Annotated in this window: 16 protein-coding genes; 6 read left to right on the top strand and 10 right to left on the bottom strand. The window is 69.3% G+C overall.

Going from position 1 to position 21,688, the window contains the following annotated elements; translation table 11 throughout:
- Nucleotides 1-95: 95 nt before the first annotated feature.
- Entirely contained in the window at nt 96-1,136 is a 1,041-nt protein-coding gene (locus tag ABZ027_RS08035) for a LacI family DNA-binding transcriptional regulator (protein WP_356765562.1), read from the bottom strand.
- 468 nt (nt 1,137-1,604) lie between these two features.
- On the opposite strand from ABZ027_RS08035, the gene ABZ027_RS08030 reads away from it, so the two are divergent.
- The 5 genes from ABZ027_RS08030 (at nt 1,605) to ABZ027_RS08010 (ending at nt 8,746) form a co-directional block, all read left to right on the top strand.
- The gene (locus ABZ027_RS08030) at nt 1,605-2,984 is read left to right on the top strand and encodes an extracellular solute-binding protein (RefSeq protein ID WP_356765560.1); all 1,380 of its coding nucleotides are present in this window, start codon (nt 1,605-1,607) and stop codon (nt 2,982-2,984) included.
- A gap of 105 nt (nt 2,985-3,089) precedes the next feature.
- Nucleotides 3,090-4,091: a sugar ABC transporter permease gene (locus ABZ027_RS08025; RefSeq protein ID WP_356765558.1), complete on the top strand. Its 1,002-nt coding sequence runs from the start codon at nt 3,090-3,092 to the stop codon at nt 4,089-4,091.
- Nucleotides 4,088-4,984 (top strand): carbohydrate ABC transporter permease, encoded by an 897-nt coding sequence (locus tag ABZ027_RS08020; RefSeq protein ID WP_356765556.1) that lies wholly within the window; start codon nt 4,088-4,090, stop codon nt 4,982-4,984. Before ABZ027_RS08025 ends, ABZ027_RS08020 begins: the two co-directional genes overlap by 4 nt.
- A gap of 105 nt (nt 4,985-5,089) precedes the next feature.
- Nucleotides 5,090-6,610 carry an alpha-N-arabinofuranosidase gene (locus tag ABZ027_RS08015; protein ID WP_356765554.1) on the top strand — a complete coding sequence of 507 codons (1,521 nt, stop codon included), beginning with the start codon at nt 5,090-5,092 and terminating at the stop codon, nt 6,608-6,610.
- Nucleotides 6,611-6,700: 90 nt separating this feature from the next.
- Nucleotides 6,701-8,746: an RICIN domain-containing protein gene (locus ABZ027_RS08010; protein WP_356765552.1), complete on the top strand. Its 2,046-nt coding sequence runs from the start codon at nt 6,701-6,703 to the stop codon at nt 8,744-8,746.
- A gap of 97 nt (nt 8,747-8,843) precedes the next feature.
- On the opposite strand, the gene ABZ027_RS08005 is transcribed toward ABZ027_RS08010, so the two are convergent.
- The 4 genes from ABZ027_RS08005 to ABZ027_RS07990 all read right to left on the bottom strand — a co-directional run bounded on the left by ABZ027_RS08005 (nt 8,844) and on the right by ABZ027_RS07990 (nt 12,928).
- Nucleotides 8,844-9,872 carry an aldose 1-epimerase gene (locus tag ABZ027_RS08005; protein ID WP_356765550.1) on the bottom strand — a complete coding sequence of 343 codons (1,029 nt, stop codon included), beginning with the start codon at nt 9,870-9,872 and terminating at the stop codon, nt 8,844-8,846.
- Nucleotides 9,873-9,888: 16 nt separating this feature from the next.
- The gene (locus ABZ027_RS08000) at nt 9,889-10,671 is read right to left on the bottom strand and encodes an ATP-binding cassette domain-containing protein (RefSeq protein ID WP_356765548.1); all 783 of its coding nucleotides are present in this window, start codon (nt 10,669-10,671) and stop codon (nt 9,889-9,891) included.
- Complete coding sequence (locus ABZ027_RS07995) at nt 10,668-11,702, bottom strand: ABC transporter permease (RefSeq protein ID WP_356765546.1); 1,035 nt, start codon at nt 11,700-11,702, stop codon at nt 10,668-10,670. Before ABZ027_RS07995 ends, ABZ027_RS08000 begins: the two co-directional genes overlap by 4 nt.
- Nucleotides 11,703-11,797: 95 nt before the next feature.
- Nucleotides 11,798-12,928 (bottom strand): substrate-binding domain-containing protein, encoded by a 1,131-nt coding sequence (locus tag ABZ027_RS07990; RefSeq protein WP_356765544.1) that lies wholly within the window; start codon nt 12,926-12,928, stop codon nt 11,798-11,800.
- 148 nt (nt 12,929-13,076) lie between these two features.
- Here ABZ027_RS07990 and ABZ027_RS07985 point away from each other — a divergent pair, with 148 nt between their 5' ends.
- Nucleotides 13,077-14,135 (top strand): LacI family DNA-binding transcriptional regulator, encoded by a 1,059-nt coding sequence (locus ABZ027_RS07985; RefSeq protein ID WP_356765542.1) that lies wholly within the window; start codon nt 13,077-13,079, stop codon nt 14,133-14,135.
- 168 nt (nt 14,136-14,303) lie between these two features.
- On the opposite strand, the gene ABZ027_RS07980 is transcribed toward ABZ027_RS07985, so the two are convergent.
- From ABZ027_RS07980 to ABZ027_RS07960, 5 genes are all read right to left on the bottom strand, one after another.
- A complete protein-coding gene (locus tag ABZ027_RS07980; RefSeq protein WP_356765540.1) occupies nt 14,304-16,853 on the bottom strand; it encodes a GH32 C-terminal domain-containing protein in 2,550 nt (849 codons plus the stop codon).
- A complete protein-coding gene (locus ABZ027_RS07975; RefSeq protein ID WP_356765538.1) occupies nt 16,808-18,349 on the bottom strand; it encodes a glycoside hydrolase family 32 protein in 1,542 nt (513 codons plus the stop codon). Before ABZ027_RS07975 ends, ABZ027_RS07980 begins: the two co-directional genes overlap by 46 nt.
- 70 nt (nt 18,350-18,419) lie before the next feature.
- Complete coding sequence (locus ABZ027_RS07970; RefSeq protein WP_356765536.1) at nt 18,420-19,334, bottom strand: carbohydrate ABC transporter permease; 915 nt, start codon at nt 19,332-19,334, stop codon at nt 18,420-18,422.
- A gap of 1 nt (nt 19,335) precedes the next feature.
- Complete coding sequence (locus ABZ027_RS07965) at nt 19,336-20,268, bottom strand: sugar ABC transporter permease (protein WP_356765534.1); 933 nt, start codon at nt 20,266-20,268, stop codon at nt 19,336-19,338.
- A gap of 96 nt (nt 20,269-20,364) precedes the next feature.
- Complete coding sequence (locus ABZ027_RS07960; RefSeq protein ID WP_356765532.1) at nt 20,365-21,672, bottom strand: sugar ABC transporter substrate-binding protein; 1,308 nt, start codon at nt 21,670-21,672, stop codon at nt 20,365-20,367.
- Nucleotides 21,673-21,688 lie beyond the last annotated feature (16 nt).

The raw sequence follows: 21,688 nt of genomic DNA, 5'->3' as shown, positions 1-21,688 counted from the left end.
CCACAAGAACGGGCTGTTCATCCCGCCGGTCTTCCGCACGATCCTCACCTGTCCGCCGCCGGACCAGGTCGGCGCGGGCAGCGGCATCATGTCGGCTACCCGGCCGACGCCTGCCGTGGCACCTGATGAGCCTCGAGCCCGGCGGCCCGGCCCACGGTGCTCTCGCGCACGACGAGTCGATGGGCGGCCCGGATCTCCAGACCCGGTACGGGCGTCGCGCTGGTGATCCGGTTGAGCAGCCGCTCGACCGCTGTTTCGGCGATCATCTTCTTGTCCGGCGAGATCGTCGTGACGGACGGGTTGGCGTACCGGCCGTCCTCGATGTCGTCGTAGCCGACGACGGCGACGTCCTCGGGAACGCGCAGGCCACGGGAGGCCAGCGTGCGCAGGGCGCCCAGCGCCACCAGGTCGCTGTAGCAGAAGACCGCGTCCGGCGGCTCCGCCAGATCCAGCAGGTGGGCCATGGCGGTGGCGCCGTCGGAGCGGTTGAAGCGCGGCGTGGAGACGACGAGTTCCTCGTGGACGGGCAGCCCGGCGCGTTCGTGGGCCAGCCGGAAGCCCCGCGTGCGCAGCTGGGCGGCCTCGCCGGTGCGGTACGGCTGGTCGCCGATCGCCGCGATACGGCGGCGGCCGAGGCCGATCAGATGTTCCGTGGCCTCCCGGGACGCGGTGACGTCGTCGATGCCGATGTGGTCGAAGCCGCCGTCGCTGACCCGCTCGCCGAGTACGACGAGAGGCAGGCTCGGGTCACGGCCGGCCAGGTCCGCCTGGGCCATACCCAGGGGGCTGAAGATGACCCCGTCGAAGAGCAGTCGCTCGGAGCCGCGGGTGAGGAACAGCTTCTCGTGCTCCGCGTCGCCGTCGGTCTGGTCGATCAGGACGTTGTAGCCCTGGACGCGGGCGGCGCGGATGATGCCCTGCAGCAGTTCGGAGAAGTACGGCGTGTCCAGGTACGGCACGACCACCGCGATCTGCCCGGAACGCCCGGCGGCGAGGTTGCGGGCCAGCACGTTGGGCCGGTAGCCGAGCTCGTCCACGGCCCGCTGCACCCGGGCACGGGTGGCCTCGGCGACCGGTGCGTAGCCGTTGACGACGTTGGACACGGTGCGGCTGGAGACGCCGGCGCGTTCCGCCACATCGCGAAGTGTGACGCCTCTTCCCATGGCTCACCTTTTGTCCGGTATGCCGGATCTATCGATCTCCGGCCGTTGAAGCTTTCTTTGAAGTTTCCATGAAGTTACCTCTTGCAGCGCGGCAACTTGTTGGTTAACACTTCTGCAGCGCTGCAAAAGCGTAGCAGAGCCGATCCGCACCGCGTGATCAAGCAGCGCCCCCTCCGCGACCGAGGCAAACCCCCGGCGCGGCGCAAGCCCCCTCACTCGCAGGGTCGTTGGCCGGCCGGAGACAGGAACACCGCTGCTCCCCGGCCCAACACCCGGACACCGTCCGGAATTTCGAACATAACTGCCTGCCGTCGCACGCACGGAGCCCTGGCCGACCCGGTGGGCCCCGCCCCCCTCCGAGCCGCCGGGCCGACAGCCCCGTACCGCTTCTCCCTCCTCCGCTCCCGCTCCGCACCTCGCACCTCACCCAGGAGAACGCCCATGTCCAGCAGACACCTTCCGACCGGCGGCGGCCGCCGCGCGCCCCGTTCCGTCCGCCGGGTCGCGACCGCCGCGGTGTCCACCGCCGTCGCGACCGCGCTGCTCGCCGCCTGCGGCGGTGGCAGCGGCGGCGGCAGCGGTTCCGATGCCGCAGGGAGCGGCCCCGTGCACATCAAGGTGTGGGCGTGGTACCCCGAGTTCAAGCAGGTCGTGGCCCAGTTCAACAAGACCCACAAGGACGTCCAGGTCGACTGGGTCCAGGCCGGTGTCGGCCAGGACGAGTACACCAAGCTGAAGACGGCGCTGAAGGCCGGCCAGGGCGCCCCGGACGTCGTCATGCTGGAGTTCCAGGAGCTGCCCACCATCCAGCTCACCAAGGGCCTGCTCGACATGAGCAAGTACGGCGCCGACGACGACAAGGGCGACTACGTCGACTGGGCCTGGAAGCAGGTCTCCGACGGCGACCACGTCTACGCCGTCCCGGTCGACGCCGGCCCCATGGCGATGCTCTACCGGGCGGACCTCTTCAAGAAGTACGGCCTGAAGATCCCGACCACCTGGGCGGAGTACAAGACGGAGGCCGCCAAGCTGCACAAGGCGAACCCGAACGCGTACATGACCGACTTCGGCAGCGACGAGACGGCCGCGGGCTGGCTCCAGGGCCTGCAGTGGCAGGCCGGCTCCCGCCCGTACGACTACTCCGCGAGCAAGCTGCCGGGCATCGGGGTCAAGCTGAACGACGCGGGCGCCAAGCAGGTGTACGACTACTGGGGCGACCTGGTGAAGAACAAGCTCGTCGACACCGCGTCGTACGCGACCACCGACTTCTACAACGGGCTCAGCAGCGGCAAGTACGCCACCTACCTCGCCGCGGGCTGGGGCCCCGGCTACCTCTCCAGCGTGGCCAAGAAGACCGCGGGCAAGTGGCGCGCGGCCCCGCTGCCGCAGTGGACGGCCGGTGCCAACGCCCAGGGCGACTGGGGCGGTTCGGCGTTCTCGGTCACCAGCCAGACCAAGCACCCCAAGGAGGCCACCGAGGTCGCCCGGGAGCTGTTCGGCACCTCGCAGGCCGCCTGGAAGATCGGCATCGACCAGGCCTACCTGTTCCCGACCGTCAACTCCGTCCTCAACGGCGCGTACTTCCAGGACAAGAAGTACGACTTCTTCGGCGGCCAGCAGGTCAACAAGGTCTTCGTGCCCGCCGCCAACGGCATCGGGACCTTCGACTGGAGCCCGTTCCAGGACTACGCCTACAACACCCAGACCACCGAGGTGGGCAAGGCCATCCAGGGCCAGACCCCGTGGTCGTCCGTCGCCGACGACGTCCAGCAGCAGGTGACCTCCTACGCGTCCAAGCAGGGATTCAAGGTCGACAAGTAGCCCACCGCCGGTATCCCTCGGTATCCCTCCGTACCGCCCCCGGCGGCGCCGAAGCGCCGCACGTCCAGCCGCCGTCGGGGGCCTCAAGACGCGCAAGGAGATGTGATGAGCCTGCTCAGGCAGGGATCCGCAGCGGCCGCCGTGGCCGCGCCCCCTGAGACACCGGTCCGGAGGGGCCGTGGCGCCGCGACGTCCGGTCGCGATGCCGGACCGCGCACCGGGAGGCTGTCCTCCCGCACCCGTCACAAGGCGATGGGCCTGTTCCTGGTCACCCCGTTCACTCTGCTGTTCCTCGCCTTCCTGGTGGCCCCGCTCGCCTACGCCTTCTGGCTGAGCCTGCGCACCTCCACCCTGGTCGGCGGCGACCACTTCAGCTGGTTCGCCAACTACCAGCAGGCGTTCACCGACCACCAGTTCCTGTCCGGCCTCGGACGCGTGGCGCTCTTCGGCATCGTGCAGATACCCCTCATGCTGGGGCTCGCGCTCCTCGGGGCCCTGCTCATCGACGAGGTCGGCAGCCGCCTCGCCAAGGTGTTCCGGATGACCCTGTTCATGCCGTACGCCGTGCCCGCGGTGATCGGCGCCCTGATGTGGGGCTTCCTCTACAGCCCGACGTTCGGCCCCGTCCAGTCGCTCAGTCACGCGCTGGGCCTCGGCTCGGTCAACCTGCTCTCGCACAGCCTGATGCTGACCTCGCTGGGCAACATCGTGACCTGGCAGTGGACCGGCTACAACATGATCGTCCTGTACGCCGCCCTGCAGGGACTGCCCCGTGAGGTCTACGAGGCGGCGAAGCTCGACGGAGCCGGTCCGGTGCAGACCGCCCTGCGCATCAAGATCCCGATGGTGTCCTCGGCACTGGTGCTCACGCTGATGTTCACCATCATCGGCACGCTCCAGTTCTTCACCGAGCCGCGGGTCCTCAGGCCGATCGCGTCCTCGGTGATCACCCCGGACTACACGCCGAACCTCTACGCCTACAACCTCGCCTTCCAGTACTCCGAGTTCAACTACTCCGCCGCGATCTCCTTCGCTCTGGGCGCCGTGGTCTTCGTCGGCTCGTACCTGTTCCTGTTCGCCGCACGCCGAAGGAGCGGACTGAAGTGACGACCGCCGTAGCCAGCCCCGCCGCCCGCCACCGCCGCCGCACGGCGCGCGTCTCCAAGGGGCGTGTCACCGTCAACGTGGTGATGGTGGCGATGATCCTCTACTTCCTGATGCCGTTCTGGTGGCTGGTGGTCGCCTCGACGAAGAACAACGACGCGCTGTTCTCCACCGCCGCCCTGTGGTTCCACTCGCCCGGTTCCCTCTTCGACAACCTCCGGCAGCTGTTCACGTACAACGACGGCGAGTACCTGCGCTGGATGGGCAACACCGCGATCTACGCGGGCGTCAGCGGCGTCGGCGCCACCGCGGTGGCCACCCTCGCGGGCTACGCCTTCGCCAAGTACCGCTTCCCCGGCCGGAACCTGCTGTTCTCCAGCCTGCTCGGCGCGATCATGGTCCCCGCGACCGCGCTGGCCATCCCCACCTACCTGCTGCTGAGCAAGGTGGCCCTGACGGACACCATGTGGGCGGTCATCCTGCCCTCGCTGCTCAACCCGTTCGGTGTCTACCTGGTGCGGGTGTACGTCCAGGACTCCCTGCCGGACGAACTCCTCGAGGCGGCCCGCGTCGACGGGGCCGGCGAACTGCGCGTCCTGTTCAACGTCGCCCTGCCCACGCTGAAGCCCGCGCTGGTGACCGTGCTGCTGTTCTCCATGGTCGGCACCTGGAACAACTTCTTCCTGCCGCTGGTCATGCTCAACAACGACAAGCTGTTCCCGCTCACCGTCGGACTCCAGTCCTGGTACGCCGGCGCGATGGTGCAGAGCGGCGCCAACGCGCTGTTCACGCTGGTCGTCGTGGGGTCGCTGGTGGCGATCCTGCCCCTGATCGCGGCGTTCCTCCTCCTCCAGCGGTACTGGCGCGGCGGACTGACCGTCGGCAGCCTCAAATGACCTCACCCCGCGCCCACTTACCCCCGCGTCCTCCTTCCCTCCCGCGCAGGCCCCCGCCCCGCGGTCCGCCCCCGCGCGCCTTCTCCCGTCCTCCCGGAGCGACTCATGCTGCACGCCTCCCTGACCGTCGACCCCGCCTTCCGGGTCGCCGACGTCAGCCCCCGCATCTTCGGCTCGTTCGTCGAGCACATGGGCCGATGCGTCTACACCGGCATCTACGAACCCGGTCACCCGCACGCCGACGAGGACGGCCTGCGCCGCGACGTGCTGGACCTGGTCCGCGAACTGGGCGTCACCACCGTCCGCTACCCCGGCGGCAACTTCGTCTCCGGGTTCCGCTGGGAGGACAGCGTCGGCCCGGTGGCCGAGCGCCCCACCCGCCTCGACCTCGCCTGGCACAGCACCGAGACCAACGCCTTCGGCCTGCACGAGTTCCACGCCTGGGCCGCCAAGGCCGGCGTGGAGCCGATGATGGCCCTCAACCTCGGTACCCGCGGGGTCCAGGAGGCCCTGGATCTGCTGGAGTACTGCAACCATCCCGGCGGGACCGCCTGGTCCGACCAACGGATCAAGAACGGCGCCCAGGACCCCTTCGGCATCCGGATGTGGTGCCTGGGCAACGAGATGGACGGCCCCTGGCAGACCGGCCACAAGACGGCCGCCGAGTACGGCCGCCTGGCCGCCGAGACCGGCCGCGCCATGCGCATGGTCGACCCGGGCCTGGAGCTGGTGGCCTGCGGCAGCTCCAGCTCCTCGATGCCGACCTTCGGCGCCTGGGAGGCCACGGTCCTGGAAGAGGCCTACGACCAGGTCGACTACATCTCCTGCCACGCCTACTACGAGGAACTCGACGGCGACCTCGGCAGCTTCCTGGCCTCCCCGGTCGACATGGACGGCTTCATCGAATCGGTCGTCTCCACCGCCGACCACATCCGGGCCAAGCAGCGCAGGAAGAAGCGGATCAACCTCTCCTTCGACGAGTGGAACGTCTGGTACAACACCCGCTTCGAGGCCCAGGACAAGCCCACCGACTGGGCCGTCGCCCCGCGCGTGATCGAGGACGAGTACAACGTCGCCGACGCCGTCGTGGTCGGCGGGCTGCTGATCAGCCTGCTGCGCAACAGCGACCGCGTCACCGCCGCCTGTCTCGCCCAGCTCGTCAACGTCATCGCCCCCATCCGCAGCGAGCCCGGCGGCCCCAGCTGGCGCCAGACCACCTTCCACCCCTTCGCCCAGGCGGCCCGCCACGCCCGTGGCACCGTCCTGCGGGTGGAGCCCCGCACGCCGGTGTACGAGACCGCCCGCTTCGGTGAGGTCCCCGTCGTCGACGCCGTCGCCACCCACCTGGCCGGGGGAGAGGGCGCCGACGAACTGACCGTCCTCGCCGTCAACCGGCACCAGGGCGAGTCCGTCGAACTCGCCCTGGACCTGCGGGCGTTCCCCGGCTATGCCCCGGTCGAGCACTCGGTGCTCAGCGACCCGGACACCACCGCCACCAACACCCGACGCCACCCCGACCGGGTCCGCCCCCGCGTCGCCGACACCGCACCGGTCGTCGACGGCCGTCTCGCCGTACAGCTTCAGCCCGTCTCCTGGAACGTCATCCGGCTGCGCCGCGCCGTCTGACCCCCTGACATCGCCGCTCCCGCACCGGGCCCGTTCGGGAGCGGCGGTTCCCCAGCACCACCTCCCCCCTGACAGTTATGGGAGCCGCACATGTCCACCACCACCCAAGGCGCCGGACACCGCGCCGTTCCACGCGTCCAAGCCGTCACCGTGCTGCTGGCCCTGCTCGCCGCAGCCGTCGCCCTCGTCCTGCCCGCCTCCGGTCAGGCGCACGCCGTCGCCCGTGCCTCCCAGACGATGTACACCCCGCCGTCGGGCGCGCCGTCCCCCGGCTCGCTGTACCCGCGGGCGGTGCGCCTGCAGAACAGCGGATCGTCCAACGGCACCCTGCTCGCCACGTTCGAGCAGTACAGCTCGGGCACCCCCGTCTTCCCGGTCTACCGCAGCACCGACAACGGCAACAGCTGGGCGCAGATCTCCAGCATCAGCGACACCCACAACGGCTTCGGCATGCGCTACCAGCCGTTCCTGTACGAACTGCCCACCCAGATCGGCACCTTCCCGGCCGGCACGATCCTCGCCGCGGGGAACTCCATCCCCAGTGACCTGTCGTCGACCGAACTGGACCTGTACGCCAGCACCGACCACGGCGTCACCTGGTCCTACGTCAGCGCCATCGCCTCCGGCGGCGAGGCCGACCCCACCAACGGCAAGACGCCGGTGTGGGAGCCGTTCCTGATGGTCTCCGGCAACAAGCTGATCGTGTACTACTCCGACCAGCGCGACCCGAACAACGGTCAGAAGATCGTCCACCAGGTCTCCACGGACGGCCTGACCTGGGGTTCCGTCGTCAATGACGTGGCGACGTCGACGTACGGCGACCGCCCGGGCATGCCGGTGATCGCCAAGCTCCCCAACGGCAAGTACGTGATGACGTACGAGTTCTGGGGCGCCCCCGAGGGCGGCTTCGCCGTCTACTACAAGATGTCCTCCGACCCGGAGGCGTTCGGTTCCGCCGCCGCCATCCCGCTCAAGGCGACCGACGGCACCCAGCCCAAGAGCTCCCCCTACATCACCTGGCTGCCCACCGGTGGCGCCAACGGCACCCTGGTGGTCAGCGCCAACAGCAGTGACGACCTGTTCCTGAACACGCAGAACGGCGCCGCGAACACCTGGACCCGCATCGCCTCCACCGTCCCCGGCGGCTACAGCCGCGGCCTGCTCCCGCTGGCCGACGGCCACAGCCTGCTGGTCCTGAGCGGCGGCCACCTCACCAGCACCGGCCTGAACCCGATCACCTACGGCACCATCGACCTGGGCGGCGGCATCTCCGACGGCGCCACCTACACCGCGTCGAACGCCAACAGCCACCTGATGCTCACCATCGCGGGCGGATCCACCACCAACGGCGTGAGCGCCACCCAGCAGAACGCGGACAACGCGAGCGACCAGAAGTGGAAGTTCGTCCAGCAGACCTCCGGCTACTTCAAGATCTTCAACGTGGCCGGCGGCAAGGTTCTGGGCGTGCAGAACCAGTCCACCGCCAACGGCGCCAAGGTCCTCCAGTGGGACGACAACGGCACCCTCGACCACGAGTGGGCCGTCTCTCCCGACCCGGCCGGCGGCTTCACCGCGATCAACCGGATCAGCGCCAAGTACCTGGAGATCCCCAGCGCCTCCACCACCGTGGGCACAGCCGCCGGCCAGTGGGCCGCCACCGGCTGCGCCTGCCAGCGCTGGAACCTCACCCAGACCGCCCTGCCGAACCTGGCGGTCGGCCAGTACCGCCTGGTCGACAAGAACAGCGGCAAGTTCCTGGAGATCCCCGGCGCCTCCACCACGGTGGGCAAGCAGGCGGGCCAGTGGGTGAACACCGCCAACAACTGCCAGCTGTGGACGTTCCAGTCCCAGAGCGGCGGGGCGTGGACCGTGAAGAACGTCAACAGCGGTCTGTTCCTCGACAACAACGGCTCGACCTCGGCCGGGGCGGCCGTCGTCCAGAACTCGTCGTCCACCGCGAGCTCCCAGAAGTGGACGCTCACGGACGCGGGAGGCGGCTACTACAAGCTCGTCAACTCCGCCAGCGGCCTGGTCGCGGACGTCGCTTCGGCCTCCACAGCCAACGGCGCGCTGATCGTCCAGTCGGCGGACAACGGCGCCGACGACGAGCTCTGGCAGATCGTGCGGGTCAACTGAGCTCACCGCCTTCTGACGCCGCGGGCCCGGGACCCTGTCCCGGGCCCGCGGCGCGTCCCTCTTTCGCGACGTCCGCCGGCCCCGACCCGAAGGGGTGTCAGGCTCCCGACGACACGTATCCGACCCCGAAGCGGAACCGGCGCTGCCCGCCGGGTTCCAGGGACAGCGCGGCGGCGTGTTCGGGACGGTTGAAGGCGTCGGTTGTCGCTTCCACGGGTTCCAGGGCGATGGAGGTGCGGCGGTCGCGGGCCAGGGTGTCGCCGGTGAAGACGTGCATATGTCCGCCGTACTGCCACACCCGCAGCTCGTCCCCGCTCGCCGGGTCGCTCAGAACGGTCTCGGCCCGGCCGTCGGGGCCGGGGAGCAGGTCCGTGAAGCAGGCGTCGATGACGGCGGGGCCCAGTGGTCTCGGGGTCCGGAAGTCCATGCCGGGGGAGTCGTCGAGGGGGAGCAGGGCGTCCTCGCCGGGCAGCGGGATGAGGGACGCGTCCGTGCGGATCAGGGTCTGCGCGGGGATGTGCAGGACCAGGTCGTCGATGGGCCGGGACAGGGTGAAGTAGGGGTGCCAGCCGGCCGCGTACGGGGCGGTGGTGTCGCCCACGTTCCTCGCGCGGATCTCGACGCCCAACTCGCGTTCGCTGACGGTGTATTCGACCGAGAGGTCGACGGCGAACGGGTAGCCGGGGTACCGGCCTGGTCTGATGGCGGTGCTGTGCAGCAGCAGCCGCGCGGAGTCGGCTGTCGTGGTGGCGTCCACGAGCTCGAAAGGGGACTCGCGGGCGAACCCGTGGTAGATCAGGCGGTCCGTGCGGCGACCCGGCAGCAGGTCGTGGTCGTCGCCGCGGAAACGGTAGCGGCCGTCGGCGACGCGGTTGGGGAAGGGGGCCAGCAGGCCCGCCCGTACGCCGTCCTGGGCCAGCAGCTCCTTTTCGTCGCGGTACCCGTCCGTCAGTTCGGTCAGTTCCGTCGTCCGGGTGCCCCCTGCCGCTCCGCGCCTGACCTGCCAGCTCAGCAGCGTCGCGCCGCGCAGGGCCAGGACGACGCGGACGGAGCCGTTCGGAGCGGAGACGACAAGGGTGGGTTCGCCGCCGAGGCGGTCCTCGGCGATCCGGTACTCGGCGGTCATCGAGCCGATGTCCCCTTCAGCTCGCGTCTGGGACGAGCTTCTTCGCGCCCGTCATGATGGCCACCGCGTCCTCCATGGAGTGCGACTGGGGGGTGATGACGCCCGCGCAGCCGCCGAGGCGCTGGATGTGGATGCGGTCGGCGACCTCGAAGACGTTGGGCATGTTGTGACTGATGAGGATGACGCCGAGACCCTGGTCGCGCAGGTCGCGGACGAGTTTGAGGACCTGTCCGGTCTCGCGGACGCCGAGCGCGGCGGTGGGCTCGTCGAGGATCACCACGCGGCCGCCGAACGCCGCGGTCCGGGCGACGGCCACGGACTGGCGCTGCCCACCGGAGAGCGTCTCCACCGCCTGGTTGATGTTCTGCAGCGTGCCGATGCCGAGCCGCTTGATGTGGTCGGCGGCCTGCCTCTTCATCTCGCCGGTGTCCAGCATCCGGAACACCGAGCCGAGGATCCCCTTGCGGCGGATCTCGCGGGCGAGGAAGAGGTTGCTGGCGATGTCCAGCGCCGGGGCCACGGCGAGCGTCTGGTAGACCGTTTCGATGCCGGCGTCGCGGGCGTCCTGCGGCCGCTTGAAGGTGATCTCCTTGCCGTCGACCAGGATGCTGCCCTGGTCCGGCACGAGGGCCCCGGAGAGGCACTTGATCAGAGTGGACTTGCCGGCGCCGTTGTCGCCGATCACGGCGAGGACCTCGCCGGGGTGGAGGGTGAGGTCGACGTCGTTCAGGCCGACGACCCGGCCGAAGACCTTGACCAGGCCCTTGGCCTCGAGAACGGGGGCGGTGGCGGTCGTCACGACTTCACACTCCGGATCCACTGGTCGACGGAGACAGCCGCGATCACCAGGACGCCGACTGCGAGCACTTGGTAGTTGGGGTCGATGCCGGCCAGCGCGAGGCCGTTGACGAAGACCTGCACGATCAGCGCGCCGATCAGCGAGCCGAAGACCACCCCGCGTCCACCGAACAGGCTGGTGCCGCCGATGACGACGGCGGTGATGGACTGAAGGTTGGCGTTGAGACCGCTGTTGGGGTCGCCGCCGCCGACCCGGCCGACCAGGATCCAGGCGCCCACCGCGATGGTGAACCCGGCGAGCATGTAGGCGCTCAGCAGGACCCGGTTGACGGAGATGCCGGCCAGCCGGGCGGCCTCGATGTCGTCGCCGACGGCGTACAGGTGGCGCCCCCACGCGGTGTAGCGCAGCGCGTAGCCGACCACCACGTACAGGGCGATCATGATCAGTACGCCGTTGGTCAGGCTCAACTGCCCGACGGAGACGGTCTGTCCGCTCCACATGAGGATGTTGCCCGGCTTCAGGGCCACGGTCTGGCCCTTGGCGTAGATGAGGGTGATCGCCGTGAAGACGCTGAGGGTGCCGAGGGTGACGATGAACGGCGGCAGCTTGATCTTGGTCACCAGCAGCCCGTTGACGGCCTGGGCGACGATCGCGACGACCGCCCCGGCCAGCAGGGCGAGCCCGCCGGGCCAGCCGTTGTCCGCGACCAGCTTCGACATCATCAGCGAGGCCAGCACCATCACGGCGCCGATGGACAGGTCGATGCCGGCGGTCAGGATGATCACCGTCTGTCCGACGGCGAGTGAGCCGATGACGGCGACCTGCTGGGCGACCAGCGAGAGGTTCTGCAACGCGTAGAAGCGCTCGTTCACCAGGGAGAACACGATGGCGGCGAGCACCAGGACGATGGCCGGGCTGAGGGCCGGCTGACGGTGCAGCACCGAGTGGATGCGCTGGGCCGGCGTGGCGGGCCGGTTGAGGAACTCCTCCGCCGGTGCCGGTGTGGCTTGACTGTCCACGTGAGTGGTCACAGGGGTCCTTCCGCTTTCTTCCCTGGTACGGGCTCATGGGTCGTGCGGTGCGGGTGCGACGCCGGCGGCCTCCGGCGTCGCAGGCGGTGCGGGTGTCAGCTGCCCCAGCAGGCGGAGGCGGCCTGCGAGGGGGACTGCACGGTCAGGCCGCCCACGGACTTGGCGGCCACCAGGGCGGTGCCGGTGTCGTAGAAGGTCTTGCCGTTGGTGACGCTGGGCTTGCTGCCGCCGCGGGCCAGCTTGGCGATCGAACTCACGCCCAGGGACGCCATCTTGCCCGGGTACTGGACGGCGTCGGCGGCGAACTTGCCGCTGGTGACGTTCTTCAGGCCGGAGCAGCTGCCGTCGATCGCGTAGATCGCGACGCTCTTCTCCTTGCCGGCCGCCTTCAGCGCGTTGTACGCGCCCTCGCCGGCGGGCTCGTTGATGGCGTAGACGACGTTGATGTTCGGGTTGGCGGACAGGCAGTTCTCCATCGCGGTGCGTCCGCCGTCGATGGCGCCCTGGGTGGGCTGGTGGCAGGCGATCGTGTACGAGCCGCCCTTGCCGCCGGTGTACTTGCCGCTCTTGGCTTCCTTGCCGTTCTCGGTCTTGCTGCCGGGGGCGATGCCCATGCCCTCCAGGAAGCCGTGGTCGCGGTCGATGTCCACGGACACGACCTGGTTGTTGAACAGGTCGAGCATGGCGATGACCGCCGGCTTGCCGTTCAGGGCGGCCGCGGCGTACTGGCCGTCGAGCTTGCCGGCCTGGTGGTTGTCGGTGGCGTAGGTGATGTCCGCGACGTTCGCCGGGTTCGGCGCGGTGTCCAGGGCGATCACGAACAGGCCGGCCTGCTTGGCGCGGTTCAGCGCGGCGTTCACCGCGTCGCCGTTGGTGGTGATCAGGATGCCCTTGTCGCCGCGCGAGATGGCGTTGTCGATGGCGGTTATCTGGGTCTGGGTGTCACCGTCGGTGCTGCCCGCCGCCACGGTGAGTCCCACGTTGTCCTTGGCGGCCTGGGCCTTGGCGTCCTTCTGCATGCTCACGAAGTACGGGTTGGTGAGCGTCTTCAGGATCAGCGAGACGCCGACCTTGTCGCCGCCGCCCGAGGCGGACGAGGAGCTTCCGGATGAGCCGGAGCCGCACGCCCCGAGGGCCGCCGTGAGGCAGACCGTCAGACCGACCGTCATCGCCGCGGTGGTACGCCGGCTCCGGCGGCCCGGCACCTGGTTGATTGGCATGTTCATGCTGGAAACCCTTCCGGGGACCGTCGTCGGCCGATGCCGAGACAACGTTGACTGACGGGATAGTGGTCCCCCATGGACGAGCGCGTCAAGACACTGGTAAACATGGCCACGCAACGAGTCGGTAACGTGAAACCGCTTGGAGACAACGATGACTCAGGACGAGCCGCCTTCACGGTCGCCCCGAAGCCGGCCCACCATGCGCGAGGTTGCCGCGCTGGCCGGAGTGGCCATCAAGACGGTCTCGCGCGTGGTCAACGGCGTCCCCACGGTCGATCCGGCGATCGCCGCCAGGGTCCGCGAAGCCGCGGACCAACTCGGCTACCGGCCCAACCTGACCGCCAGCAGCCTGCGCCGCGGGGACGGCCGTACGGCCACCATCGGCATGCTCGTCGAGGACGCCGCGAACCCCTTCTCCGCCGCCCTGACCCGGACCGTCGAGAACGTGGCGCGGGAACGCGGAGTGCTGGTGCTGGTCGGCAGCCTCGACGAGGACCCGGCCCGTGAGCGGGAGCTGACCCGGGCGCTCATCGACCGGCGGGTCGACGGGCTCGTGATCGTCCCGGCCGGACGCGACCAGAGCTACCTGATCAGCGAGCAGCGTTCCGGCACCTGCATGGTCTTCGTCGACCGCGAGGCGGGCCTGCTCGACGCCGACGCCGTCGTCTCCGACAACCGCCAGGGTGCCGTCACCGCCGTCAACCACCTGCTGGCGACCGGCCACCGCCGCATCGCCTACCTCGGCGACCGGGCGTCCATCCCCACCGCCGCCCAGCGCTTCGACGGCTACCGGCACGCCCTGGAAGTCGCGCACATCAAGTACGACGACGACATCGTCCGGCACACGGGGGCCAGCGAGGAATCCGCGATCGCCGCCACCGAGCGGCTCCTGTCCCTGCCCAACCCGCCCACCGCGCTGTTCACCAGCCAGAACTTCGTCACCATAGGGGCGGTACGCGCCCTGCGTGCCCTCGGCCTCCAGGACACCGTCGCCCACGTCGGCTTCGACGACTTCCCGCTGGCCGACATCCTCAGCCCGGGCATCTCCGTCATCGCCCAGAACGTCGAGCAACTGGGCCGGACAGCCGCCGACATGCTCTTCCGCCGCCTGGACGGCGACCCGTCCCCCACCCGCACGGTCACCGTGCCGACCCGGCTGATCCAGCGGGGCTCGGGCGAGATCGCGGCCGGGGGCTCCCGCCAGGTCTGAATGGACCCAGGCGACTGAACCGACACAACCGACTGAACCGACACCGGCGACTGATCAGCCCCCGGCCCGGCGGCAGCCATATCGACCTCGCGACGCCTGCCGCGTTCACGTACCGCCGGGTGCGCCGCCCGGCACCGACGTGCCGTGGCAACACACCCGGGCGGTCAGTCACTTCCAGATGGAGGCCAGCCGCCACGCCTGAAGGCGGGTGAGGCTGGCGGTTCCGTTGTCGGCGAAGACGTCGACACCGGTGCTGGAGGGGTCGGGGAAGATCTGGTCGGTGAGGACGACCTGTTCGCCGCGCTCGTTCTCGGCGTAGACCTCGACGGAGGAGGCGTCGACGAGGACACGCAGGTGCAGGGGCTTGCCGTCGAGGGCGAGGGGGGCGTGCTCGGTGCTGGAGAAGGTGGGGTCGAAGTCGGTCGCGCCCGAGGCGGTGCGGTCCAGGTAGATCTCGCCGGTGCCGGTGTCGTAGCCGATCCGGGTGCGCTGTCCGGCGCCGGTTCGGACGTCGAGGCCGAAGCGGTCGGCCGTGCCCGGGGTCAGGTCGGCCTTGAGTTCGAGGGTGCTGCCGTGCACGCCGAGGGGGGTGGTGCCGTCGGTGACGGTGGTCGCGGGGACGTCGGTTTCGGTGCCGCGAAGGGTCTTCAGTTCGCTGACGGGCTGCTGTATCAGCTGGGTCCCGCCGTTCACGGTCCGCAGCGAGAGCTGGCGGGGGAAGGTGTCGGCGCTGCGCCAGGGGCTGGTGGGGATGTTCCCGCCGTAGTTCCAGCTGTTCATCCAGGCGGTCATGACGCGCCGTCCGCCCGGGACGTCGTTGAAGGTGTTGGCGGCGTAGAAGTCCTGGCCGTAGTCGAGCCAGTGGGCGCGCTGGGTGCTGGACAGGGCGGGCTTGTCGGCGGCGGTGAACTGGTCGGCGAGGACGTGTGCCCAGCCGCCGGTGTTGGCGTCGACGACCTGGAGCTGGACCTGCTTGCCCTTGTAGGCGGCGGTGTTGAAGGAGGCCCAGTCCAGGTTCTCGGAGTTGGCGCCGGTGGCGCTCTGCACGATCTTGCCGTCGACGAGGAGGTTGACGCCGGTCTCCTCGGAGCGGGGCTGTGCCTGGGTGTCGGAGAGGACGACCTGGTCGACGTTGACGTGGCCCCAGCCTCCCGCGTTGGCGTCCACGACCTTGATCTGGGCCTGCTTGCCCTGCAGGTCGGACAGGTCCCAGGAGGCCCAGTTCAGGGCCTCGGCGTTGGCGCCGGTGGCGGAGCGCACCACCTTGCCGTCGACGACGAGTTCGATGGCCGTGGGGGCGTCGGAGTTCGCGGCGTGGTAGCCGCCACCGATGAGGAAGTCCAGGTACTTCTTGTCGATGGTGAAGGCCGGTGAGGTCAGGGTGCCGGTGGAGGCGTCGCCGTTCAGGTAGCTGTTGGCGAGTCCGTTGCCGAGATAGCCGGAGACCTCCTGCTGGTTGGGAAGGGTGCCCTGGGCCGGCGCGGTGCCGAACGCGTCGCCGGTGGTGGTCCAGTCGCCGATGGGGCTGGAGTAGGTGCCGCCCTCGAAGTCGGCGAGTGTCTCCCCGGTCGGTGCCGGCGCGTCGCCCAGGACGGAGCCGGGCCGGTACGGGTGGTTGCCGCCGCCGACCTTGAAGTTGATGTAGTTGCTGGTCACCGTGAACGCGGGCGAGGTCAGCGTGCCGGTGGGGGCGTCGCCGCCGTGGAAGCTGTTGGCGAAGCCCTTGCCGTCGAAGCCGGTGACCGGACTCTGGCCGTCCAGCGCCCCGGTGGCCGGCGCGGTGCCGAACGCGTTCCCGGTGGCGGTCCATTCGCCGAAGGATCCGGACTCGAAGTCCTGCAGCGAGGTGCCGCCGGGCGCGGTGTAGGGGCCGCTGTCGTCGGCGGTGAACTTCTTGCCGTCGAAGTCTCCGACGAAGTACTGGGCACCCGAGCCGCCCGCGATGGCACCGGGGTTGAGGTTGACCGCCAGGACCCACTTGGTCTTCTTCGGGTCGCCGTCCACGGGCAGCGGGAACAGGTCCGGGCACTCCCACACCCCGCCGGTCGCGCCCGCCGGGCCGAAGTCGCTCAGGTGGTTCCAGTGCTTGAGGTCGGGAGAGCTGTAGAAGGAGATCTTGTGCTGGTCGGAGAGGGCGACGGCCATCAACCAGCTGCGGGTGGGGGCATACCAGAAGACCTTCGGGTCGCGGAAGTTGGCGGAAGCCAGGTCGAGTACCGGGTTGCCGGAGTACTTGGTCCAGGTGGTGCCGCCGTCGGTGCTGTACGCCAGGGACTGCCGCTGGACGCCGGTGGACTTCACCAGGCTGGTGTAGACGGCGACCAGGGCCGGGTTGGCCCTGGTCCCGAAGCCGGTGGTGTTGTCCTTGTCCAGGACCACGCTGCCGGAGAAGACCATCTCCTCGTCGTCCTGGGGGATGGCGACCGGGAGCTGTTTCCAGTGGACGAGGTCCGTGCTGACGGCGTGGCCCCAGGACATGTTGCCCCAGTCGTTGCCGGACGGGTTGTACTGGAAGAACAGGTGGTACCGGCCCTTGTACCAGATCAGGCCGTTGGGGTCGTTCATCCAGTTCTGGGCCGGGGTGAAGTGGAACTGGGGCCGGTACCGCTCGTGGTAGAGGGTGTCGGCGGCGGCCGGCGTGGCGGCGAGCAGGCCAAGCCCGGACAGGATGGTCAGAGCCGTGAGGAGTCTGCGGCGGGGACGGGTGCTTGTGGACATGGTGCTCCTTCTGCGGGAAGCGGGCGGTGCGCGTGGAGGGCGTCTTCGGCCGCGGTGCCGGGTACGGGCTTCGCGGGGGCCCCGAGATTCCAGGCCTGGACGGTGAAGTCGACGGACTGGGCGTGCAGGGACCAGGGGGCGGGGGAGAGCGGGTAGAAACGCAGGGTCAGGGCTTCTCCGGTGCTGAGGAAGAGTTCGAGGACGGACCGGTCGGCCACCATGCGCAGTTCGACCGGCGCCCCGGAGCGGGCCGCCGGACAGGGGATGCGGTAGGCGCCGCCGACTGCCCGTGGGTCGCGGGAGGCGTGGGAGCGGTCGACGACCACTTCGCCGGCGTCGGTGTCGACCGTGACGTCCAGGTGTTCGTCTCCGTCGGCCGAGGTGCTCAGCCGGAGACCGCCCGGCCGGCCCGACGAAGGCGTGAGCCGGGCGGTGAGGTCGAAGGTGCCGCCGAGTTCGCCGAGTACGGTCCAGTCCGCCTGGGCACGGCCGGTGGCGTGCAGAAGCCGCTCACCCCGTAGTTCGGCGACCTCCCCGGCGGGCCGCTGGTGGACGGTGCCGTCGGCCGCGAGGGAGATCTCGCGGGGGAGGGTGAGCAGGCCCGCCCAGCCCGCCTCCCGTACCCAGGTGGGTTCGCGGGCTTCCCACGACCAGGCCCACAGCAGCAGGCGCCCGCCCGGGGCGCGCAGCAGCGCGGGGGCGTAGAAGTCCGGGCCGTGGTCGAGGCGTACGGGTGCGGACGGGTGGAAGGTGCCGTCGGGGGTCTCGTGGCCGGGGTAGGCGGCGGTTGTCCGGGGACCGCTGTCGGTGTCCCAGGCGCTGACGATGAGCAGGCCGCGCCGCTCGCGGCCGTCGGGGGTCGGCCAGAGGGCGTACTGGGGGCACTCCCAGCCGACACCGGTGTCGGTGCCGCCGGGCAGCGGCCTCGGGGCGTCGGCGGCGAAAGCGCCGAGGTGCTGCCAGTGGTCCAGGTCCGCCGACTCGTACAGCTGGGCGGCGCCCCGACCGTCGGCGAGGGCCGAGCCGACCAGCATCCGCCAGCGGCCGTCCTGCTGCCAGACATAGGGGTCGCGGTACATGGTGGTGTCAGCGGGCGGTTGGGGGATGAGCGCCTGTGGCCGCTTGGCCCAGGTGTGGCCGCCGTCTTGCGATTCGGCGGTGGTGACCGGCTGCCACCAGCGGCCGGTGCGGTTGGCGGAGTAGAAGGCCACCAGCCGGCCGTCGACGGAGACGGCGTTGCCGGAGAAGCAGCCGTCGGCGTCGTCGCCGCCGGGGGTGGGGGCGAGTGCGACGGGGAGTTCTTCCCAGGTGATCAGGTCGGGGCTGCGGAAGTGGCCCCAGTGCATGTTCGCGTGCTGCGGGCCGTACGGGTTGTACTGGAAGAACACGTGGTAGTGGCCGTCGTGGAAGACCAGCCCGTTGGGGTCGTTGATCCAGTTGCGGGGCGGGCGCAGGTGTACGGCGGGCAGGTGGGGGTCGACGGGCGGCGTGGACACACGGGGCCTTTCGAAGGGGTGCGCGAGGCACAGGGGGGTGGCGGAAGAGGGGGCGTGAGACCGGCGGGGTTCAGCCCTTGACGCCGCTGGAGGCGATGCTGCTGACGAAGGCGCGCTGGAAGGCCACGAACAGTGCGAGCACCGGCACGGTGATCATCGACGAGTACGCCATGATCTGGCCCCAGGAGGGCTTGAGCTGGAAGAAGTAGTCGATGCCGACCATGACCGGCCGCAGCTGCTCGCTCTGGACGACCATCAGCGGCCAGAGGTAGGCGTTCCACATCGGCAGGAAGGCCAGGATGGCCACGGTGGCGACGGCGGGACCGGACAGCGGCATGACGATCCGTCGGTAGATGCCGAACCAGCTCGCTCCGTCGATGACCGCCGCTTCGTCGAGTTCCTTGGGGATGCTCTGGAAGTACTGGTGGAACAGGAAGATGAAGAGGGCGTTGCCGACGAACGGCAGGATCTGCACCTGGTAGGTGTCCAGCCAGCCCTCGGTCACGACGATCCGGCCGCCCTCCAGCTGTAGCCAGGGCAGCTTGTTGACCCACCAGACCATCGGCAGGGCGAAGGTCTCGAACGGCACGATCAGCGTCGCGATCACCGCGGTGAGGACGATCTTCTTGCCGCGCCACCGCATCCGGGACAGCGCGAACGCCGCGAGGCTGTTGACGAAGATGCTCAGCGCCACGGTGACGGCGGAGATCCCGACGGAGTTGAGCAGGAACCGGATGGCGGGCACCCGGTCGAAGACCCCGCTGTAGTTGTCCAGGGACAGGTGGCCGACCGGCAGGAACGCCCTGATGCCGTCGAGGTCGCCGAAGATCTGCTCGTCGGGCTTGAGCGACGACACCAGCATGAAGACGATCGGGAACGAGAAGAACAACGCGAGCGCGATACGCGCCGTCTGCAGGCCGATCCGGCGCGGCGACGTCCTCCGGCGGCGTCCCGGACGGGCGGGAGCGGGGGATATGGAGGTCATGTCAGTCCTTCTCCCGGGTGAGGAAGCGCTGGACGAGGGAGACGGCCAGCACCAGAACGAAGAAGACGAGCGAGATCGCGGACGCGTATCCGGTCTGCTGCTGGCTGTATCCGGTCCGTACGGCCTGGTAGACGACCGTGCTGGTGGAGTCCAGGGGCCCGCCCTGCGTCATCACGCTGACCTGGGTGAACAGGGCGAACGCGCTGATGGTGATGGTGATGAGCACGAAGGTGCGGGTGGCGCTGAGGCCGGGCCAGGTCACGTGCCGAAAGCGCGTCCAGCGGGTGGCCCCGTCCATGTCGGCTGCCTCGTACAGGTCCTGTGGGATCGTCTGCAGTCCGGCCAGCCAGATGATCATGTGGAAGCCGACGCCCTGCCAGACGGACATGACGATGATGGCGGGCATGGACGTGGACGGGTCGTTCAGCCAGTCCGGTCCGTGCACCAGGCCGAAGGTGAGGTGGGAGATGATCTCGTTGACCAGCCCGGTCTTCTGGTACAGCAGCGTCCACAGGATGGAGACCACGACCATCGAGGTGACGACCGGGAGGAAGTAGACGGTGCGGAAGAAGTTGACGCCTTTGACCTTGGCGTTGACGAGCAGGGCGAGCACCAGCGCCAGCCCGCCCTGCAGCGGGACGACGATCGCCGCGAAGTAGAAGGTGTTCCGCAGCGACTTGTAGAACAGCGGGTCGTCCAGCAGGGTGCGGAAGTTCTGCAGGCCCGTGAATTGGGCCGGAGTCGGCGACACCAGGCGGGCGTTGGTGAACGCCAGGGCGAAGGCCAGCAGTACCGGGATGACGATGAACATCACCAGCAGGAATACGGCGGGACTCACCATGCCGAGTGCGGTGAGGCTCTCTCTGCGCCGTGCGCGCCGCCGCATCGCAGGTCGGGCAGGTGGGGCGCCGGCGGCGCTCGAACGGGTGGACATTGACGACATTGTGGTGGGCATGGGACATCCAGGCAGGTACGTGCCCCGGCGGACGCGGAGGGAGGAACCGCGTCCGCCTGGGACGGGCGGACGCGGTCAGCTGCCGGTGGAGTAGCCGCTGGTCGACAGGTTGTTGTCGATCTGACTGACGGCCTGGTCGAGGGCGCCCTTGACATCGGCGCCGGCCAGGATGTCCATCGCGGTCTTGGAGAACACCGTGGAGATGTAGGGGTAGGCCGGGGTGACGGGCCGGACCACCGCGAACTTCTGCGCTTCCTTGAGGAAGACGTTGAACTGACCGCCCGCCTCGTAGCCCTTCACCTGCTTCGCCGCCGCGTTCGTGGCGGGGATGGTGCCGGTGGCCTTGGCGAAGTCCACGAAGTACTTCGTCTGCCGTGCGAAGTTCAGATACGCCTGGGCGCCCTCTTTGTTGGAGCAGGTCGAACTCATGCCCCACTGCCAGGATGCTCCGCCGATCTTCGGTCCGTCGCCGAAGTCGACCGGCGGGAGGATCGCGAGGTCGCCGCCGAACTTGTCGATGTTGGCCTGGGCCGACCAGCTGCCGTCCCACTGGATGGCGGTTTTGCCGTTGCGGAAGTCGTCGCCGGGGCTCTTGCTGGACTTCTGCGGCGCGTAGCCGTCCGTGACCATCGAGCGGAACCACTTGCCCCACTCGACGGCCTTCTCGCCGTTCAGTGCGCCCTTGGCGGTCTTGTAGGTCGAGCGGTCGATCAGGTCGCCGCCGAAGCTCTGGAGCATCGGGGAGTACGCGTACGGCCACCATTCACCCGGGTCACCCGTGCCGAGGTCCAGCGCGTTCTTGAACTTGCCGCTCGCCTTCAGCTTGGCGAGCGCGTCCGTGAACTCGGCCTTGGTCCAGGGCTTGTCGAGGGTGGGGACGCGGATGTCGTACTTCTTCAGGACCGACTTGCGGGAGTACAGGGTCAGCGCGACGTCGTAGAACCCGGACGCGTAGGTCTTGCCCTGGTATCTGCCGACCGTACTGGGCAGCTGGTCCTTCACGGCGACCTGGCCCTTGGACAGATCCAGCGGTGCGAGGTATCCACCCCAGGCCCAGTTGGGGACGTTCGGCCCGTCGACGTCGAGGACGCACGGCAGCTTCTTGGCGGAGGCCGCGGCCACCACCGAATCGTTGTAGGAACCCTGCGGGAACGCCTGAATCTTGACCTTGTACTTGCTCTGGCCGTCGTTGAAGTCCTTGACGATCTGCTGCACGACGCCGTACTCGGCGGCGTTGCCGGCGTTGTGGGTCCACAGGGTGATGGTGTCGCCACTGCTGCCCGAGCCGCTGCCGGCGTTCGCGGACGCGCAGCTGGCCACGAGCGCGGTGGCGGCCAGGGTGGCTACACTCGCGCATGCGAGGTGCCTGGTTCTGCTTGCCATGGGACGGGTTCCTCCA

This window comes from Streptomyces sp. NPDC006332 (genome assembly GCF_040612855.1).
Taxonomy (GTDB): domain Bacteria; phylum Actinomycetota; class Actinomycetes; order Streptomycetales; family Streptomycetaceae; genus Streptomyces.
The sequence above is the reverse complement of the archived record's forward strand: the minus strand, read 5'-3'. Positions and strand labels throughout refer to the sequence as shown.

Bases quoted from the DNA above. Each gene is read 5' to 3' on its own strand.
- ABZ027_RS07985 (WP_356765542.1), top strand. From the start codon at position 13,077: ATGACTCAGGACGAGCCGCCTTCACGGTCGCCCCGAAGCCGGCCCACC.
- ABZ027_RS07970 (WP_356765536.1), bottom strand. From the start codon at position 19,334: ATGACCTCCATATCCCCCGCTCCCGCCCGTCCGGGACGCCGCCGGAGG.
- ABZ027_RS07980 (WP_356765540.1), bottom strand. From the start codon at position 16,853: ATGTCCACAAGCACCCGTCCCCGCCGCAGACTCCTCACGGCTCTGACC.
- ABZ027_RS07960 (WP_356765532.1), bottom strand. From the start codon at position 21,672: ATGGCAAGCAGAACCAGGCACCTCGCATGCGCGAGTGTAGCCACCCTG.
- ABZ027_RS08010 (WP_356765552.1), top strand. From the start codon at position 6,701: ATGTCCACCACCACCCAAGGCGCCGGACACCGCGCCGTTCCACGCGTC.
- ABZ027_RS08015 (WP_356765554.1), top strand. From the start codon at position 5,090: ATGCTGCACGCCTCCCTGACCGTCGACCCCGCCTTCCGGGTCGCCGAC.
- ABZ027_RS08025 (WP_356765558.1), top strand. From the start codon at position 3,090: ATGAGCCTGCTCAGGCAGGGATCCGCAGCGGCCGCCGTGGCCGCGCCC.
- ABZ027_RS07965 (WP_356765534.1), bottom strand. From the start codon at position 20,268: ATGTCCACCCGTTCGAGCGCCGCCGGCGCCCCACCTGCCCGACCTGCG.
- ABZ027_RS07990 (WP_356765544.1), bottom strand. From the start codon at position 12,928: ATGAACATGCCAATCAACCAGGTGCCGGGCCGCCGGAGCCGGCGTACC.
- ABZ027_RS08030 (WP_356765560.1), top strand. From the start codon at position 1,605: ATGTCCAGCAGACACCTTCCGACCGGCGGCGGCCGCCGCGCGCCCCGT.
- ABZ027_RS08005 (WP_356765550.1), bottom strand. From the start codon at position 9,872: ATGACCGCCGAGTACCGGATCGCCGAGGACCGCCTCGGCGGCGAACCC.